A 17,470-nucleotide genomic window follows, 5' to 3' on the forward strand; every position below is an offset into this window, starting at 1 on the left:
ACCCTAGGCCCAGGTCACACTTCGGGGAACGGGGTTGGCCGGAGTCCGCCGCACAACCGGTTGGCGAATGAACTCACTTGCCCCGGGGATAGCCGGTCACCGTGACGGTCACGGTGACGGTCGGCCGGACACCGCCACCGCCGCCGTTGTTCCCGTCCGTCGGCGGTGTCACGCCACGGGTTGTGGGGGCGGCGGTGCAGTCGCCGAGCACATCGGTCCGCAGGACGACCTTGTCTCCGGCCTTCCCGGTCAGATCTCCCCGGACACACTGCCCGTTGACCTCCTTCGTGACCTTGCCGGCGAGCGTGATCTCCTTGCCGCCCGCGGTCCGGCCACGGCAGTCGACCCGTGCCACCTGCGGCACGGACGCGGAGGGCGCGGGCGAGGCCGGGTACGGCGTCGTGGCGCCACCTTCGACATCGGCCGCGCAGTTGAGCCACTGCACGTCGACACCTGCGCGCTCCAGCGCCCGGGTGCCGGTCTGATCGGTGGTCAGAGCGACGGACGCGGAGTTCATCCCGTCGACCGGCTCACAGGCGACTGCGCCCGCGACCGCCGCACCGACGAGGCAGAGTACGGCCGGAATACGACGGGTCCGGCCGCGACCCCCTGGACTTGATGCCCTCAATGTCCCCATACGTGACAGCGTCCCACCACACCCCTGCGGTGCGGTAGACCGCCTACGGTCACGCCCGGCCTGCGGTACGCGGTGGTCACGCCCAGCGGCCGGTGCGTCCCAGCAGCAGCGCCGTTGCCGCGGTGCCCGCCGTGGAGGTGCGCAGGACGCTCCGGCCGAGCCGGCAGGTCCGGGCGCCTGCGTCCGCGAAGGCAGCCAGCTCGTCCGGCGAGACACCGCCCTCGGGGCCCACGACCAGCATGATCTCGCCCACGGCGGGGAGTCCGACGGTGGCCAGCGGCTCGCTGTCGTACTCCCGTTCCTCGTGCAGGACGGCCGCGAAGTCCGCTGTGGCCAAAAGCGCGGCAACCTGTTTGGTCGTCATGGCGTCCGTCACCTCCGGGAACAGCACCCGGCGCGACTGCTTGCCCGCCTCGCGGGCCGTGTTCCGCCATTTCGCCAGGGACTTGAGACCGCGGTCGCCCTTCCACTGGGTGATGCAGCGCGAGGCCTGCCACGGCACGATCGTGTCGACGCCGGTCTCCGTCAGCGTCTCGACGGCCACTTCGCCCCGGTCGCCCTTGGGCAGCGCCTGGACCACGGTGATACGGGGCGCGGGCCGGGGTTCCTCGTGGACCGTGCCGAGGTCCGCCAGGACGAGCCGGTCCTTGCCCTCGGTGGTCTGCACGACGCCTTCCACCCAGCGGCCGTGCCCGTCCGTCAGGACGACGTCCTCACCGGCGTGCAGCCGCTTCACCGATACGGCGTGCCGCCCCTCGGGTCCCTCCAGCACGAACCCGGGGCCGCTGGGGACCTGTTCGACGACGAAGACCGGTGCGGTCACTGCTTGCTCCTTGTGCTCACTGCCGCGCGCGCGGCATCCAGCTCTTCGGCGAGCAGCACGGTCAGCCGGCCGGCCGGCAGCTCGCGGGCCATCCGGTGGCCCTGGCCCGCCCACAGGGCCATGCCCTGGGCGTCGCCGGCCTTGGCGGCGGCCTTGCGCAGTCCGCTGGTGACATGGTGCACCTGCGGGTAGGCGGCGGGGGCGTACGGGCCGTGCTCGCGCATGAAGCGGTTGACGAGGCCGCGGGCCGGGCGCCCGGAGAACGCCCGCGTCAGTGCCGTCCGTGCGAACAAGGGGTTCGTCAGGGCCTGTTTGTGCAGCAGATGGGCGCCGGACTCGGGGCAGATCAGGAACGCCGTGCCGAGCTGCGCCGCCTCCGCGCCCGCCGCGAGCACCGCCGCGATCTGGGAGCCGCGCATGATGCCGCCCGCCGCGATGACCGGCACCTGGACGGTCTCGCGGACCTGGGTCACCAGGGAGAGCAGACCTGTGCCGCTGCCGTCGGTCTGCGGGTCGTCGCGAAAGGCGGACTGGTGGCCGCCCGCCTCGATGCCCTGAACGCAGACCGCGTCGGCGCCCGCCCACTGCGCGGCCTGCGCGTCCTCGGGCGTGGTGACCGTGACGACGGTGTACGTACCGACGCCGGCGAGCGCGTCGAGGGTGTCCCGGGTGGGGCAGCCGAACGTGAAGGAGACCACCGGAACCGGGTCCTCCAGAAGGATGGCGAGCTTGGCCTCGTAGCCGTCGTCGCCGTGGGAGTCCGGGTCGCCGAGCGGGGTTTCGTACCAGGCGGCCTCACCGGCGAGCTGGTGCCGGTACACCTCGACGGCGCTCGGGTCGGCAAGGTCGGGCTGCGGCATGAAGAGGTTGACGCCGAACGGCTGACCGGTCAGCCGGCGCAGCTGTTTGATCTCGTTGTACATGCCGTCCGCCGTCTTGTACCCGGCCGCCAGGAAGCCGAGCCCGCCCGCTTCGGCGACGGCCGCAACGAGTTGCGGACAGGACACACCGCCCGCCATCGGGGCCTGCACGATCGGATACCGGCAGAGATCGGTCAACGCGGATGACATGACCGCATCGTGTCACGTCCCGTGCACCGTTCCGAATCAGCCGGGCGTGACCGAAAAGCCGTCCGCGGGGAACCGGAGGAGTACCTCTCCGACCGCCCGCCGGTCCGGGACCGGCGGGCGGGGCGGTGCAGAGGGTGCTGACGGGACGGGTCGGCCTCAGCGGCCGTTGAACGCGTCCTTCAGCCGGGAGAACAGCCCTTGCTGCCCCGGCTGGAACTGACCGGTGGGCCGCTCCTCGCCGCGCAGCTTCGCCAGCTCCCGCAGCAGTCGCTCCTGCTCCGGGTCCAGCTTCGACGGGGTCATCACCTCGACGTGCACGATCAGGTCGCCGCGCCCGCCACCGCGCAGGTGGGTGATGCCGCGGCCGTGCAGCGGGACCGACTGGCCGGACTGGGTGCCCGGCCGGATGTCGACCTCCTCCAGGCCGTCGAGCGTCTCCAGCGGCACCTTGGTACCGAGCGCACCCGCCGTCATGGGGATCGTGACCGTGCAGTGCAGATCGTCGCCGCGGCGCTGGAACACCGCGTGCTGCAGCTCATGGATCTCGACGTACAGGTCGCCGGCCGGTCCGCCGCCGGGGCCGACCTCACCCTCGCCCGCGAGCTGGATGCGGGTGCCGTTGTCGACACCGGCGGGGATCTTCACGGTCAGCGTGCGCCGCGAACGGATGCGGCCGTCGCCGGCGCACTCCGGGCAGGGGGTCGGCACGACCGTGCCGAAGCCCTGGCACTGCGGGCAGGGCCGCGACGTCATGACCTGGCCGAGGAACGACCGGGTGACCTGCGAGACCTCACCGCGGCCGCGGCACATGTCACAGGTCTGGGCCGAGGTGCCGGGCGCGGCGCCCTCGCCGCTGCAGGTCGTACAGACGACGGCCGTGTCCACCTGGATGTCCTTGGTGGTACCGAACGCCGCCTCGGCGAGATCGATCTCCAGCCGGATCATCGCGTCCTGGCCGCGCCGGGTGCGCGAACGGGGTCCGCGCTGCGACGCCGTACCGAAGAACGCGTCCATGATGTCGGAGAAGTTGCCGAAGCCACCCTGTCCGAATCCGCCCGCGCCACCGCCGCCGGAGGCGGACAGCGGGTCGCCGCCGAGGTCGTAGACCTGCTTCTTCTGCGGATCCGACAACACCTCGTAAGCGGCGTTGATCTCCTTGAACCGCTCCTGGGTCTTCGGATCGGGGTTGACATCCGGATGCAGCTCGCGTGCGAGCCGCCGGAAGGCCTTCTTGATCTCGTCCTGAGATGCGTCGCGGCGCACGCCGAGTACGGCGTAGTAGTCCGTGGCCACTTACGACTCCGCCAGGATCTGTCCGACGTAACGTGCCACTGCGCGTACCGCTCCCATCGTTCCGGGGTAGTCCATGCGGGTCGGTCCGACCACGCCGAGTTTGGCGACTGCCTCGTCGCCCGAACCGTAGCCGACCGCGACGACGGACGTGGAGTTGAGCCCCTCGTGGGCGTTCTCGTGCCCGATACGTACGGTCATGCCCGAGTCCTTGGCCTCGCCGAGCAGCTTCAGCAGCACGACGTGCTCCTCCAATGCCTCCAGCACCGGCCGGATCATCACAGGGAAGTCGTGCCCGAAGCGGGTGAGGTTGGAGGTGCCGCCGATCATCAGCCGCTCCTCCGTCTCCTCGACGAGGGTTTCGAGCAGGGTGGAGAGCACGGTGGACACGGTTCCCCGGTCCTCGCTCTCGAAGGAATCCGGCAGGTCCTGCACCAGCTGCGGGACGTCCGAGAAACGGCGTCCGACGACCCGGCTGTTGAGCCGGGCCCGCAGATCGGCGAGAGAGGTCTCACCGAACGGCGCGGGACAGTCGATCATGCGCTGCTCGACCCTGCCGGTGTCCGTGATCAGCACGAGCATCAGCCGGGCGGGCGCCAGCGACAGCAGCTCCACATGCCGCACCGTCGACCGGGTCAGCGAGGGGTACTGCACGATGGCGACCTGCCGGGTCAGCTGCGCGAGCAGCCGTACGGTGCGGCCCACGACGTCGTCGAGGTCGACCGCGCCGTCGAGGAAGTTCTGAATGGCCCTGCGCTCCGGCGACGACAGGGGCTTGACCCCTGCCAGCTTGTCGACGAAGAGCCGGTAGCCCTTGTCCGTCGGGATGCGTCCGGCACTGGTGTGGGGCTGGGCGATGAAGCCCTCGTCCTCCAGCACCGCCATGTCGTTGCGGACGGTGGCCGGGGAGACCCCCAGCTTGTGCCGCTCGGTGAGCGCCTTGGAACCGACGGGTTCCTCGGTGCCGACATAGTCCTGGACGATGGCGCGCAGCACTTCGAGTCTGCGTTCGCTGAGCATGGCGCACACCTCCAGCTGTGTTCCTCGGCGGATTCCGGTCGTCCCTCGAAGGGCCCTGGCACTCGATGCGCACGAGTGCCAGCGATCCCCCGCAAGTGTACGGCGGCCGGGTGGGGCCCAAGCAAGGGCGACCGGCCACGCTACCGCGAGACTGCGCAGGTCGTTGCCGATAGCGTCGCTGTATGGACGCCTCTTGGGAAGAGTTCGGCTGGGAGCGACTCGGCAACGGTGTGGGCCGGCGACGCCTTCCCCGCTGGGACGCGACGGTCGCACTGGTGGTCGGAGCGGACGGGGCGCTGCTCTTCGACACCGGATCGACGCTGCGCGAAGGCGCGGAGACAAGGGCCCAGGTGCAGTCCTTGATCGGCCGCAGGGTGACGCATATCGCACTCAGTCACCCGCACTTCGACCATGTGCTCGGCACCGCGGCCTTCGCCGGGGCGGAGGTGTACGGCGCGGTCGGGATGGCGGATCTCTTCACCCGCGGGGCGGAGGAGCTGCGCGCCGACGCGGTGCGCCACGGAATGTGCAGGGAGGACGCGGCGCAGGCCGTCGACGTACTGGTGGCGCCGCACCACGAGGTGTGCGGTGAGTGGACGCTCGACCTGGGCGGCGGCCGCCAGGTGCTGCTGGCGAACGTGGGACCCGGCCACACCGGCCACGATCTCGCGGTCCTGGTGCCCGGCTCCCCCGCCGTCGTGCTCTGCGGCGACCTGGTCGAGGAGTCCGGCGAGCCCCAGGCGGGCCCGGACGCGATCCCGTCGCGCTGGCCGGCCGCGCTGGACCGGCTGCTGGCGCTGGGCGGTGAGTCCGCGGCGTACGTACCGGGGCACGGCGCGGTCGTGGACGCCGCGTTCGTACGTGCGCAGCGCGATCAACTGTCCGGCGCCTTCGGCGTGTCGTGACGCGTTCCCGTCCTATCGTCGTGCGATGCGCAGCTACCACCCGGACCTGACCCCACCGTGGAAGAAGTCCGCCCCCGTCCCCGAGGTCCCCGCCGAACCCGATCTGGTCGTGGAGGAGGTCTCCACCGGCTTCTGCGGTGCGGTGATCCGCTGCGAGAAGACGTCCCAGGGGCCGACCGTGACCCTGGAGGACCGTTTCGGCAAGCACCGTGTGTTCCCGATGGCACCGCGCGGCTTCCTGCTGGAGGGCCGGGTGGTCACCCTCGTACGCCCGTCGGCGCCCGGCCCGGTCCGCCCCACCCGCACGGCCTCCGGCTCGGTGGCGGTCCCCGGGGCGCGGGCACGGGTGGCACGGGCGGGCCGCATCTATGTGGAGGGCCGGCACGACGCGGAACTGGTCGAACGGGTCTGGGGCGACGATCTGCGCATCGAGGGCGTGGTCGTCGAGTATCTGGAGGGCATCGACGACCTCCCGGCCGTCGTCCGCGACTTCTCCCCCGGTCCTGACGCACGGCTGGGCGTCCTGGTCGACCACCTGGTCCCCGGCTCCAAGGAGTCGAGAATCGCGAGCGAGGTCACGGACGCGAACGTGCTGGTGGTCGGCCACCCGTACATCGACGTATGGGAGGCGGTGAAGCCGTCGTCGGTGGGCATCGCGGGCTGGCCGGTGGTGCCACGCGGCCAGGACTGGAAGACGGGCGTGTGCCGGTCACTGGGCTGGCCGGCGAACACAGGGGCGGCGTGGCAGCGCATCCTGTCCACAGTCCGCTCCTACCGGGACCTGGAACCGGCGCTGCTGGGCCGGGTGGAGGAGCTGATCGACTTCGTCACAGCACCGAGGGGATAGGCGGGGCTGTACGGCGGCTCGTCCCGGGGGCGCCGCACCGGACTCCGCCCCGCACTCATCAAGGGTGCTCGGCCTTCCCGCCGGCACCGGGCGCCCGCCGGCGCGTCCCACGATTCGAGGACCGGGGTCCCGGAGCCCCCGGTCCGGGAAAGGGCGGGCAGGGGAACAGGCACGCCGCCGGCGCACCCGCACCCCGCCCCCTCAGTCCACCAGGTCCCTGACCACCGCATCCGCGAGCAGCCGCCCCCGCAGAGTCAGCACAGCCCGCCCCTGCGCATAGGGCGCCGCCTCCAGCAACCCGTCCTGCACCGCGCGCCCTGCCGCCGCCAGCCCCGCAGGAGCGAGCAACGACAACGGACACCCGTCCACCAGCCGCAGCTCCAGCAGAATCCGCTCGACCCGCCGGTCCTCCGCCGACAGGATCTCCCGGCCCGCCCCCGGAGACCGTCCTTCCGCCAGCGCCTGCGCATACGCACCGGGATGCTTCACGTTCCACCACCGCACACCGCCCACATGGCTGTGCGCACCCGGCCCGGCGCCCCACCAGTCGGCTCCGCGCCAGTACAGCTCGTTGTGCAGGCAGCGGCCCTTTGGCGTCCGGGCCCAGTTCGACACCTCGTACCAGGAGAAGCCCGCCGCAGCCATCGCCTCGTCGGCGATCAGATAACGGTCCGCATGGACGTCGTCGTCCGTCATGGGAACCTCGCCGCGCCGGATCCGCCGCGCCAGCTGCGTCCCCTCCTCGACGATCAGCGCGTACGCGGACACATGGTCCGGACCCGCCCCGATGGCCGCGTCCAGCGAGGCACGCCAGTCGTCGTCGGACTCGCCGGGGGTGCCGTAGATCAGGTCGAGGTTGACGTGCTCGAAGCCCGCCGCCCGCGCCTCCGCGACACACGCCTCGGGCCGCCCCGGCGTATGCGTACGGTCGAGGATCTTCAGCACGTGCTGCCGTGCACTCTGCATCCCGAACGAGATGCGGTTGAAGCCGCCTTCCCGCAGCTCCGACAGATACGCCGGGCCGACGGACTCCGGATTGGCCTCGGTCGTGATCTCCGCGTCGTCGGCGAGACCGAACTCGTCACGGATCGCCGCCAGCATCCGTACGAGATCCCCCGCGGCCAGCAACGTGGGCGTGCCGCCGCCGACGAACACCGTGCGGACCGGCCGCGGGTCGTCGCCGAGCACCTTGCGGGCCTGCCGGACCTCGCCGATCAGATGGGCGGCGTAGTTGTCACGGGAGGCCAGCGCGCCGCCGGAGCCGCGCAGCTCGGTCGCGGTGTACGTGTTGAAGTCGCAGTAGCCGCAGCGGGTCGCGCAGTACGGCACATGCAGGTAGAAGCCGAGCGGCCGGTCGGCGGCGCCTTCCAGGGCATGGCGGGGCAGCGCCCCGTCGTCGGGCACGGGTTCACCATCGGGCAGTACGGAAGGCATACCGTCCATTGTCACTCGCCGCCGGATGTTCCCGGCCCACGCTCACTGGGCCTGCAGCACGACCAGCGCCAGATCGTCGTCCGGCGGCCGCTCCGCGAACTCGTGGACGGCCCGCTTGATCCGGTCCGCGATCCCTTCCGCGGTCAGCCCGGCGCAGCCGGCCAGCGCGAGGGCCAGGCCGTCCCCGTCGTCGAACATCAGCGGCCCGGAGCGCCGTTCCGTCACCCCGTCCGTGACGCAGAGCAGGCTGTCGCCCGGTGCCAGGTCGAAGCTCTGGCTCTCGTAGGCGACGTCCTCGACGACCCCGAGCAGCACCTGCGACTCGGCGGCTGCACGCACGGTGCCGTCCGGGCGCAGCAGCAGCGGCAGCGGGTGGCCCGCGCTGGCCAGCGTGCAGCGCACGCCGCCGCCGGGGAGCGGCACCATCTCCCCGTACAGCAGGGAGAGGAACCGGGGCTGCCCGCCGTCCGTCAGCTGCTGGCCGCCGTCCGCCAGGGGCTGGCCGCCCGCCGCCGCGACCATCAGGGCGGCGGCCTCGGCGGTCTCCATCGCGTCGTCGAGGAGCAGCCGGTTCAGCCGGTCGAGCACCTCGCCGACGCGGAAGCCCTCCCGGGCCAGCAGCCGCAGCCACGGCCGGGCGAGGCCGGTGACGACGGCGGCCTCGGGGCCGCTGCCCTGGACGTCGCCGAGAATGAAGCACCAGCGATCGCCGGGGCACGAGAAAATGTCGTAGAAGTCACCGCCGACGACCCCGTCGTCGCTGGGCTCGTACACCAGTGAGCTGGTGACTCCGGGTATGTCGGCGACCTTGCTGGGAAGCAGTCCGCGCTGCAGGACGCGGCTGATGGTGGCCTGCCGGGTGTATGCGCGGGCGGCGCCGACGGCGAGTCCCACCCGGCGTACGAAGTCCTCGACCAGGGCGGTCACCTCGTGCGGGACGCGGGCGATGCCCTCCCGTCCCAGAAGTACGGCTCCGAGCGTGCGGCCGCCGGCGGTTATCCGATAGGCGAGCGCGGCCCCCGCACGGCCGCTGGAGCGCCCGTCGGCGCCCGGTCCTGCCCCATCCTCGTCGGCCCCGGGCCACGGCATGGAGACGGGTCCGGTACCCACCCGCTCCGGCAGCCGGATCGGGTCCTGCTCCAGCACCGTGCGCAGCTGCCCGGTCTCGGTCTCGTCACGGTGCCAGACGCTCGCGAGCCGGGGGACGGCTGCGGGCCCGCCGTTCTCCGGCTCCAGCCAGATCGCACACCAGTCGGCGAGTCTGGGCACGAGTAACTGCCCGGCGAGCGCCGCCACGATGTCCTCGTCGAGCTGGCCGGCGAGGAGGTCGGATGCCTCGGCGAGGAACGAGAGCGCACCGCGGCCCGCCCAGTCCGCGTCGTCACGCAGAGCGCGCCGGGCGGTGGGGGCGAGCAGCTCGGCGGTGCGCAGGCCGCTCCGGAGTTCCGGCTCCGCGGCCGCCTCGGGCAGCGCGGTCCAGTCGTCGACGGGCAGCCGGGCCCAGACGGTCTTGAGGCCGGTGCGGTAGGTGATGCCCCAGCGCTCGGCGAGTGCGGCGACGACCTGCAGCCCGCGCCCGACCTCGGCCGGGTCGTCCGGGTCAGCCGGCACAAGGTCGGGGCGTTCGTTGCGTACGGACCGGGCGGGGTGGTGGTCGGCGACCTCCAGCACCAGGGCCGCGGCGTCGTCCCCGGCCGCCTCCTCCAGCCGGAAGAGCAGCTCGACGGTGGTTCCGGCGTGCACGACGGCGTTGGTGACGAGCTCGTCGGCGACGGTCACCGCGTCGTCGGCCAGCCGGTCGCTGAAGCCCACCGCCGCGGGCAGCCCGAGCCCAGTCCACTCGGCGAGGGCGACCCGGACGAACCGGCGCGCGGCGGCCGGGGCGAGGAGATTCCCCGGCAGGCTCGTCCGGGCGACCGGCTGCGCGTCTGTCCGCCCGACGTGGTTACCGGGATGCTGAACGGTGTCCCGCTGCAAGGGAATGGGCCCCATGGCGCCGCTCCTGACCTGTTCTCGCACGGCCTGTTTGCGCCGTGTGCCGCTGACGACACGGACAGAGTGACAGACCGGCCCTCCCCAGAAGCACCGAGTTACCGAAGTGGGAGGAGAAGACACAGGAACGACGCGCAGGAACGGGCAAGGAACAGCGGTGCGGACGGGGCGGCCCGCCCCGTCCGCACCATGGGCCGTACCTACGCCTCGCGCGCGCCTGCGTACATCTCGTCGATCAGGCTCTTGTACGCGCGCTCGACGACCGGCCGCTTGAGCTTGAGGCTCGGCGTGAGTTCGCCGTGCTCGACGTCGAGGTCGCGCGGCAGCAGCCGGAACTGCTTGATGGTCTGCCAGCGCTGCAGACCCTCGTTGAGCCGCTTCACATAGCCGTTGATGAGCTCCACGGCCTGCGGGGACGCGACCACCTCGGCATACGGCTTGCCCGCGAGTCCGTTCTCGGCGGCCCAGCCGAGGATGGTCGGCTCGTCGAGGGCGATCAGGGCGGAACAGAAATTGCGGTCCGCGCCGTGCACCAGGATGTTGGACACGAACGGGCACACCGCCTTGAACTGCCCCTCGACCTCCGCCGGGGCGACGTACTTGCCGCCCGACGTCTTGATCAGGTCCTTCTTGCGGTCGGTGATCCGCAGGTAGCCGTCCACGGACAGCTCGCCGATGTCACCGCTGTGCAGCCAGCCGTCGGCCTCCAGCACCTCGGCCGTCTTCTCCGGCTGCCGGTGGTAGCCCTGCATGATGCCGGGGCCGCGCAGCAGGATCTCGCCGTCGTCGGCGATCCGCACCTCGGTGCCGGGGAGCGGCTTGCCGACCGTGCCCGTGCGGTATGCCTCGCCCGGGTTGACGAAGGATGCCGCGCTGGACTCGGTGAGTCCGTAGCCCTCCAGGATGTGGATGCCGGCGCCGGCGAAGAAGTAGCCGATGTCGGGGGCGAGCGCCGCGGAACCGGAGACGCAGGCGCGCAGCCGGCCGCCGAAGGCCTCGCGGATCTTGGCGAAGACGAGGGTGTCGGCGACCTTGTGCTTGGCGCCGAGCGCGAACGGCACGGAGGCCGTGCCGGTGCGCCGGAAGTTGTCCTGGGAGACCTTCGCGTGCTCGCGGGCGACCCCGGCCGCCCACTGGAAGATCTTGTACTTGGCGCCGCCACCGGCCCGCGCCTTGGAGGCGACCCCGTTGTAGACCTTCTCGAAGATGCGGGGCACGGCGGCCATGTACGTCGGCTGGACCACCGGAAGATTCTCGATGATCTTGTCGATACGGCCGTCGACCGCGGTGACGTGGCCGACCTCGATCTGGCCCGAGATGAGGACCTTGCCGAAGACGTGCGCGAGCGGCAGCCAGAGGTACTGGACGTCCTCCCCGTCGACCAGGCCGGTCGCCACGATGGCCTTGGCCATGTACGACCAGTTGTCGTGCGGCAGCCGTACGCCCTTGGGGCGGCCGGTGGTGCCCGAGGTGTAGATCAGCGTGGCCAGCTGCTCGGCGGTGATCGCGTCGACCCGCTCCTGCACCGCGGCCGGGTTCTTGGCCAGGAGCTCGGCGCCGCGGGCCTCCAGATCGGCCAGCGTGACGACCCAGCCCGCGGGATCGCTCTCGTCGGGCTCGACGCCGTCCGCGTCGATGACGACGACGTGGGCGAGGTTCGGCAGGTCGGCGCGGCGCTCGCGGGCCTTGGCCAGCTGGCCGGCGTCCTCGGCGATCAGCACACGGCTCTCGGAGTCGGCGAGGATGAACGACGATTCCTCGGCGTTGGTCGACGGGTAGATCGTGGTGGTCGCGGCGCCCGCACACATCACGCCGAGGTCGGCGATGATCCAGTCGACACGAGTGGCGGAGGCGAGCGCCACCCGCTCCTCCGGCTCCACACCCAGACCGATGAGGCCGGCGGCGATCGCGTACACGCGCTCAGCGGCCTGCGCCCAGCTCAGCGACTTCCACTCGTCGGGGCCCTGGCCGGTGGCCGGGGGGACCGGGTAGCGGTAGGCCTCCCCGTCGGGGGTGGCCGCAACGCGGTCGATGAAGAGGGTCGCCACGGAGGGCGGTCGGTTCTCGATCAAGGTCTGTGTGTCGCTCACGACATCCTCCGGGCCTGCGGCAGTGCTTCACGACCGGTTGTTGGTTGCTGCGTGCTGCTGCTTGTTCCTGCGTACGTCTGCGTGCTTGATCCCGCTTGTTTAACTGGCGAGTAACTACGAAGCCGTGATCAGGGTAGAGCGCCCGCGTCCACCGCGTAAGAGGGAATCGGACGCCGCTTCATAACGAACGGACCCCCACGCCGCAGGGTTGCTGCGACGCAGGGGTCGGCCGTACTACCGGCTGGTGGAGCGGCGGACGGGAAGCCGCGGGCAGAGCCGGGTCCGGAACGAGGATCCGCCGGGAGCTACTTCTTGCCCTTGCTTTCGCCGCCCGACTCGTCCGTCGACAGCACGGCGATGAAGGCCTCCTGCGGCACCTCTACATTGCCGACCATCTTCATCCGCTTCTTGCCTTCCTTCTGCTTCTCCAGCAGCTTCCGCTTACGGGAGATGTCACCGCCGTAGCACTTGGCGAGGACGTCCTTGCGGATGGCGCGGACGGTCTCACGCGCGATGACCCGGGAGCCGATGGCCGCCTGGATCGGCACCTCGAAGTTCTGCCGCGGGATGAGCTCACGCAGCTTGGCGACGAGCCGCACGCCGTACGCGTACGCCTTGTCCTTGTGCGTGACCGCGGAGAACGCGTCGACCTTGTCGCCGTGCAGCAGGATGTCGACCTTGACGAGCTGGGCGGACTGCTCGCCGGTGGGCTCGTAGTCGAGCGAGGCGTAGCCACGGGTCTTGGACTTCAGCTGGTCGAAGAAGTCGAAGACGATCTCGGCGAGAGGCAGGGTGTACCGGATCTCGACCCGGTCCTCGGAGAGGTAGTCCATGCCGAGCAGCGTGCCGCGCCGGTTCTGGCAGAGCTCCATGATCGCGCCGATGAACTCGCTGGGGGCGAGGACGGTGGCACGCACGACCGGCTCGTGCACCTTGTCGATCTTGCCCTCGGGGAACTCGCTCGGGTTGGTGACGGTGTGCTCGCTGCCGTCCTCCATCTCGACGCGGTAGACCACGTTGGGGGCGGTGGCGATGAGCTCCAGGCCGAACTCGCGCTCCAGCCGCTCGCGGATCACGTCGAGGTGCAGCAGGCCGAGGAAGCCGACCCGGAAGCCGAAGCCGAGGGCCGCGGAGGTCTCCGGCTCGTACACCAGGGCGGCGTCGTTGAGCTGGAGCTTGTCGAGGGCCTCGCGCAGGTCCGGGTAGTCCGAGCCGTCCAACGGGTACAGACCCGAGAACACCATCGGCTTGGGGTCCTTGTAGCCCCCCAGCGCCTCGGTCGCGCCCTTGCTCAGGGAGGTGATCGTGTCACCGACCTTGGACTGCCGGACGTCCTTCACACCGGTGATGATGTAGCCCACTTCGCCCACACCGAGGCCGTCCGCCGGGGTCATCTCCGGGGAGGAGACACCGATCTCCAGCAGCTCGTGGGTGGCACCGGTGGACATCATCTTGATGCGCTCGCGCTTGTTGAGCTGACCGTCGACGACACGGACGTACGTGACGACGCCACGGTACGAGTCGTAGACCGAGTCGAAGATCATCGCGCGGGCGGGGGCGTCGGCCTTGCCGACCGGCGGCGGAACGTCCCTGACCACCCGGTCCAGCAGGGCGTCCACGCCGATGCCGGTCTTCGCGGAGACCTTGAGCACGTCCTCGGGCTGGCAGCCGATGAGGTTGGCCAGCTCCTCGGAGAACTTCTCCGGCTGCGCGGCCGGCAGGTCGATCTTGTTGAGCACCGGAACGATGGTGAGGTCGTTCTCCATCGCCAGGTAGAGGTTGGCCAGCGTCTGGGCCTCGATGCCCTGCGCGGCGTCGACCAGCAGGACCGTGCCTTCGCAGGCGGCGAGCGAGCGGGAGACCTCGTAGGTGAAGTCCACGTGGCCCGGGGTGTCGATCATGTTGAGGACGTGGGTGCGGCCCTCGCCCTCGCCCGTGGTGGGCGCCCACGGCAGACGGACCGCCTGGGACTTGATGGTGATGCCGCGCTCGCGCTCGATGTCCATCCGGTCGAGGTACTGAGCGCGCATCTGCCGCTGGTCGACCACGCCCGTCAGCTGAAGCATCCGGTCGGCAAGGGTCGACTTGCCGTGGTCGATGTGAGCGATGATGCAGAAGTTGCGGATCAGCGCCGGGTCGGTACGGCTCGGCTCGGGCACGTTGGTAGGAGTCGCGGGCACGCAGGGTCCTGATTCTTGAGACGCCGAACGCCGTGTCTCGGGTCGATGTCGGGTCGGTCGGATCGATACGTAGCTTCCATCGTCCCACGGCTGCGGGGCAGAGACCGGTTTGGGCCGGTCCGAGCGCGGCTGGTACCGTTGACAGCTGTGCCTCGTGGCTCTTACGGGCGGCGGGGCGCACATCGAAGATCCAACGAACCTGAAAAGGCTCTTTCGTGGCGAACATCAAGTCCCAGATCAAGCGGAACAAGACGAACGAGAAGGCGCGCCTGCGCAACAAGGCCGTCAAGTCCTCGCTCAAGACCGCGATCCGCAAGGCCCGCGAGGCCGTCGTGGCGGGCGACGTCGAGAAGGCCACTGTGGCCGTTCGCGACGCTTCGCGCGCACTCGACAAGGCTGTCTCGAAGGGCGTCATCCACAAGAACGCCGCCGCCAACAAGAAGTCGGCGCTGTCCTCCAAGGTTGCCGCCCTCCAGGGCTGAGCTTTCTGATGTAACTGCCGGAACGGACCAGCGGGCCCTCTCTCCTGCCCCTGCCCGGCCCCCGTGCCGCACACCGAACCTGCGTTCGCCACGCGGGTGCGGCGCACACAGCATGAACCGAGGCCCCGGTCGTCGCTCTCCCCAGAGCCACGACCGGGGCCTTCGGCATGCCGCGCCAGTTCGAGGTCCACCCGGCACCTTCAAGCGCGTCGAGGGGGTCCCCCGCTGCCTCGACGCCATGGGAGAGAGCGAGGACGAAGCGGTGCCGGGCCGCCCCGGGTGCTCGTCCCCGCCCCGCCCCCGGTCACCGCACGCGCCCTGCCCGTGCAGCCCGCGCAACAGCGACGACGGCCTTCTCGAGGGCGTACTCGGGGTCGTCCCCGCCCCCCTTCACCCCCGCGTCCGCTTCCGCGACCGCCCGCAGCGCCGTTGCGACGCCGTCCGGCGTCCACCCCCGCATCTGCTGCCGCACCCGGTCGATCTTCCACGGGGGCATCCCCAGCTCACGCGCAAGATCCGCCGGCCGGCCCCCGTGCGCCGAGGACAGCTTGCCGATCGCCCGGACGCCCTGCGCAAGCGCACTGGTGATCAGCACGGGCGCCACTCCGGTCGACAGCGACCAGCGCAACGCCTCCAGCGCCTCCGCCGCCCGCCCTTCCACCGCCCGGTCGGCGACCGTGAAACTGGACGCCTCCGCACGGCCGGTGTAGTAGCGCCCGACCACCGCCTCGTCGATCGTTCCCTCGACGTCCGCGACCAGCTGCGACACCGCACTCGCCAGCTCGCGCAGATCGCTGCCGATGGAGTCGACGAGCGCCTGGCAGGCCTCGGGGCTCGCGGAGCGCCCCAGTGCCCGGAACTCCGACCGTACGAACGAGAGCCGCTCCGCGGGCTTGGTCGTCTTCGGGCAGGCGACCTCCCGCGCACCCGCCTTGCGCGCCGCGTCCAGCAGCGCCTTGCCCTTGGCGCCGCCCGCATGGAGCAGCACCAGCGTGATCTCCTCGACCGGCGCACCCAGGTACGCCTTGACGTCCTTCACCGTGTCGGCGGAGAGATCCTGCGCATTGCGCACGATCACCACTTTGCGCTCGGCGAAGAGCGACGGGCTCGTCAGCTCGGCAAGAGTGCCCGGCTGGAGCTGATCGGGGGTGAGGTCGCGGACGTCCGTATCGGCGTCGGACGCGCGGGCCGCCGCCACCACCTGCTGCACGGCGCGGTCGAGGAGCAGGTCCTCCTGCCCCACGGCCAGCGTGAGGGGGGCGAGCGGATCGTCGGTGGAATTCCTTCTGGTGGCCATCGCCGTCCAGCATCCCACGCCCCACCGACAGCCCGGTTTCCCCGGCTTGCCCCCGCACCCGTCCCCGTACCGGAGAATGGGCAGGTGAGCGACGTGAGACATGTGCTGGTGCTGCCCGACCGCGATACGGCGGAGGAGGTGGCCGGAGAGCTCGGCGACCGTTTCGGGGTCGCCGAGGAACCCCAGCTCGTACGTGACGCACTGGCCGGCGAGGACGACGCCGAGGACGCCCAGTGGCTGGTGGTCGTCGAGGACCCGGCCGGCCGGCTGGACTCCGCGGCGCTCGATGCGTTCGCGGCGGAGTACGAGGGCTGGCTGGAGGCGCCGTAGCCCTTGGGCCGCCCCGCTCCCCGCTGGATGCACCGCCCCCGGATGCGCAGCCCCCGGACTCAGCTCTTGGGGACGATCTGAATGTCCATGTCGATCTCGATGCTGGGCCCGACGACCGCGATACCGCGGGCCAGCATCGTCTGCCAGGTGAGGGTGAAGTCCTCGCGGTGCAGTTCGGTGGTGGCCCGGCAGGCGGCCCGGGTCTCGCCCTCGAGCCCGTTGCCGAGGCCGAGGTACTGGGTGTCCAGCGTCACGGTACGACTGACGCCGTGCAGGGTGAGTGCGCCGTTCACACCCCAGCGGCTGCCGCCCCGGTGGATGAAGCGGTCGCTGTAGAACTCCAGCGTCGGGTAGCGCCCGACGTCGAGGAAGTCACCGGAGCGCAGATGGTCGTCGCGCATCTGCACGTTCGTGTCGATCGACGCGGCATCGATGATGACGTGCATGGCGGAGTCCTCCATGCGGTCGGCGATCCGTACTGCACCGGCGAACGTGTTGAACCGGCCGTGGATGCGGGCCAGCCCGATGTGACGGGCTGTGAAACCGATCTGGGAGTGGTTCGGCTCGATCTCCCAGTCCCCGGGGGCGGGCAGTTGCGGGGGCGGCGAGACCTGGAGCATCACGTCCCCGAGGCCCGCGTGGCCGCCCTCGTCAACCGTGGCCGCACCGTGGAACGGGGTGAAGCCGTCCGCCGTGACCGCCAGCCGGTAGTCACCCGCCGGGACCGTGGCGAGGACGTTCCCGAAGGGGTCCGTCTCACCGCCGACGACCTTACGGCCCGCACTGTCCGTGACCACGAACTCGGCCTGCTGCACAGCCACGTTGACGGGGTCGAGCACACGACAGCTCAGCACTCCCGCAGTACGCGGCACCGCGAGCCCGGTGAGCGGGTTGGCGCCCGCCGTGCGGGTCGCGTTCTTGCTTCCGAGCCAACGGCCGAACATCTTCAGTACCCCCGGGGGAGATTCACCTTGGGGCCTGACGGCTGGACGTCGTTGTCGGAGCAGCGGCCCGCCGACGAGCATGCATTCGATCACCCTTGGGGCGTTCGAGGCAAACGGAGGGTCTGGATG

General features: G+C 70.9%; 15 protein-coding genes. 4 read left to right on the forward strand and 11 right to left on the reverse strand.

The window, feature by feature from the left end:
• Nucleotides 1–73: 73 nt before the first annotated feature.
• From LRD69_RS09520 to hrcA, 5 genes are all read right to left on the reverse strand, one after another.
• The gene (locus LRD69_RS09520; protein ID WP_277326123.1) at nucleotides 74–517 is read right to left on the reverse strand and encodes a hypothetical protein; all 444 of its coding nucleotides are present in this window, start codon (nucleotides 515–517) and stop codon (nucleotides 74–76) included.
• A 196-nt stretch (nucleotides 518–713) separates the two neighbouring features.
• Nucleotides 714–1,460 (reverse strand): 16S rRNA (uracil(1498)-N(3))-methyltransferase, encoded by a 747-nt coding sequence (locus LRD69_RS09525; protein ID WP_277326124.1) that lies wholly within the window; start codon nucleotides 1,458–1,460, stop codon nucleotides 714–716.
• Nucleotides 1,457–2,530: a nitronate monooxygenase gene (locus LRD69_RS09530; RefSeq protein WP_277326125.1), complete on the reverse strand. Its 1,074-nt coding sequence runs from the start codon at nucleotides 2,528–2,530 to the stop codon at nucleotides 1,457–1,459. Before LRD69_RS09530 ends, LRD69_RS09525 begins: the two co-directional genes overlap by 4 nt.
• Nucleotides 2,531–2,686: 156 nt before the next feature.
• Nucleotides 2,687–3,823, reverse strand: coding sequence for a molecular chaperone DnaJ (dnaJ, locus tag LRD69_RS09535; RefSeq protein WP_277326126.1), 1,137 nt, complete (start codon nucleotides 3,821–3,823; stop codon nucleotides 2,687–2,689).
• On the reverse strand, nucleotides 3,824–4,840 hold the full coding sequence (gene hrcA, locus LRD69_RS09540) for a heat-inducible transcriptional repressor HrcA (protein WP_277326127.1): 1,017 nt from the start codon (nucleotides 4,838–4,840) through the stop codon (nucleotides 3,824–3,826).
• Between the two features lie 182 nt (nucleotides 4,841–5,022).
• Between hrcA and LRD69_RS09545 the strand changes: the two genes are divergently transcribed.
• On the forward strand, nucleotides 5,023–5,745 hold the full coding sequence (locus LRD69_RS09545) for an MBL fold metallo-hydrolase (protein ID WP_277326128.1): 723 nt from the start codon (nucleotides 5,023–5,025) through the stop codon (nucleotides 5,743–5,745).
• Nucleotides 5,746–5,770: 25 nt separating this feature from the next.
• Nucleotides 5,771–6,592: a DUF3097 domain-containing protein gene (locus LRD69_RS09550; protein ID WP_277326129.1), complete on the forward strand. Its 822-nt coding sequence runs from the start codon at nucleotides 5,771–5,773 to the stop codon at nucleotides 6,590–6,592.
• Nucleotides 6,593–6,793: 201 nt separating this feature from the next.
• On the opposite strand, the gene hemW is transcribed toward LRD69_RS09550, so the two are convergent.
• The 4 genes from hemW to lepA all read right to left on the reverse strand — a co-directional run bounded on the left by hemW (nucleotide 6,794) and on the right by lepA (nucleotide 14,288).
• On the reverse strand, nucleotides 6,794–8,026 hold the full coding sequence (hemW, locus tag LRD69_RS09555; protein WP_277326130.1) for a radical SAM family heme chaperone HemW: 1,233 nt from the start codon (nucleotides 8,024–8,026) through the stop codon (nucleotides 6,794–6,796).
• A gap of 42 nt (nucleotides 8,027–8,068) precedes the next feature.
• Nucleotides 8,069–10,018 carry an ATP-binding SpoIIE family protein phosphatase gene (locus LRD69_RS09560; RefSeq protein ID WP_277326131.1) on the reverse strand — a complete coding sequence of 650 codons (1,950 nt, stop codon included), beginning with the start codon at nucleotides 10,016–10,018 and terminating at the stop codon, nucleotides 8,069–8,071.
• Between the two features lie 200 nt (nucleotides 10,019–10,218).
• Nucleotides 10,219–12,108, reverse strand: a complete 1,890-nt coding sequence (locus LRD69_RS09565; RefSeq protein ID WP_277326132.1) for an AMP-dependent synthetase/ligase — start codon at nucleotides 12,106–12,108, stop codon at nucleotides 10,219–10,221.
• Between the two features lie 305 nt (nucleotides 12,109–12,413).
• Complete coding sequence (gene lepA / locus LRD69_RS09570) at nucleotides 12,414–14,288, reverse strand: translation elongation factor 4 (protein ID WP_277326133.1); 1,875 nt, start codon at nucleotides 14,286–14,288, stop codon at nucleotides 12,414–12,416.
• A 215-nt stretch (nucleotides 14,289–14,503) separates the two neighbouring features.
• Here lepA and rpsT point away from each other — a divergent pair, with 215 nt between their 5' ends.
• Nucleotides 14,504–14,770, forward strand: a complete 267-nt coding sequence (rpsT, locus tag LRD69_RS09575; protein WP_277326134.1) for a 30S ribosomal protein S20 — start codon at nucleotides 14,504–14,506, stop codon at nucleotides 14,768–14,770.
• A gap of 304 nt (nucleotides 14,771–15,074) precedes the next feature.
• Here rpsT and holA read toward each other — a convergent pair whose 3' ends face one another.
• The gene (gene holA / locus LRD69_RS09580; protein WP_277326135.1) at nucleotides 15,075–16,067 is read right to left on the reverse strand and encodes a DNA polymerase III subunit delta; all 993 of its coding nucleotides are present in this window, start codon (nucleotides 16,065–16,067) and stop codon (nucleotides 15,075–15,077) included.
• Between the two features lie 84 nt (nucleotides 16,068–16,151).
• Between holA and LRD69_RS09585 the strand changes: the two genes are divergently transcribed.
• A complete protein-coding gene (locus tag LRD69_RS09585; RefSeq protein ID WP_277326136.1) occupies nucleotides 16,152–16,397 on the forward strand; it encodes a hypothetical protein in 246 nt (81 codons plus the stop codon).
• A 59-nt stretch (nucleotides 16,398–16,456) separates the two neighbouring features.
• Here LRD69_RS09585 and LRD69_RS09590 read toward each other — a convergent pair whose 3' ends face one another.
• Nucleotides 16,457–17,341, reverse strand: a complete 885-nt coding sequence (locus LRD69_RS09590) for a YceI family protein (RefSeq protein ID WP_277326137.1) — start codon at nucleotides 17,339–17,341, stop codon at nucleotides 16,457–16,459.
• Nucleotides 17,342–17,470: the final 129 nt, after the last annotated feature.

This window comes from Streptomyces sp. JH14, assembly GCF_029428675.1.
Lineage (GTDB): Bacteria > Actinomycetota > Actinomycetes > Streptomycetales > Streptomycetaceae > Streptomyces.

Bases quoted from the DNA above. Each gene is read 5' to 3' on its own strand.
- LRD69_RS09520 (WP_277326123.1), bottom strand. From the start codon at position 517: ATGAACTCCGCGTCCGTCGCTCTGACCACCGATCAGACCGGCACCCGG.
- LRD69_RS09530 (WP_277326125.1), bottom strand. From the start codon at position 2,530: ATGTCATCCGCGTTGACCGATCTCTGCCGGTATCCGATCGTGCAGGCC.
- hrcA (WP_277326127.1), bottom strand. From the start codon at position 4,840: ATGCTCAGCGAACGCAGACTCGAAGTGCTGCGCGCCATCGTCCAGGAC.
- LRD69_RS09545 (WP_277326128.1), top strand. From the start codon at position 5,023: ATGGACGCCTCTTGGGAAGAGTTCGGCTGGGAGCGACTCGGCAACGGT.
- LRD69_RS09550 (WP_277326129.1), top strand. From the start codon at position 5,771: ATGCGCAGCTACCACCCGGACCTGACCCCACCGTGGAAGAAGTCCGCC.
- hemW (WP_277326130.1), bottom strand. From the start codon at position 8,026: ATGCCTTCCGTACTGCCCGATGGTGAACCCGTGCCCGACGACGGGGCG.
- LRD69_RS09560 (WP_277326131.1), bottom strand. From the start codon at position 10,018: ATGGGGCCCATTCCCTTGCAGCGGGACACCGTTCAGCATCCCGGTAAC.
- holA (WP_277326135.1), bottom strand. From the start codon at position 16,067: ATGGCCACCAGAAGGAATTCCACCGACGATCCGCTCGCCCCCCTCACG.
- LRD69_RS09590 (WP_277326137.1), bottom strand. From the start codon at position 17,341: ATGTTCGGCCGTTGGCTCGGAAGCAAGAACGCGACCCGCACGGCGGGC.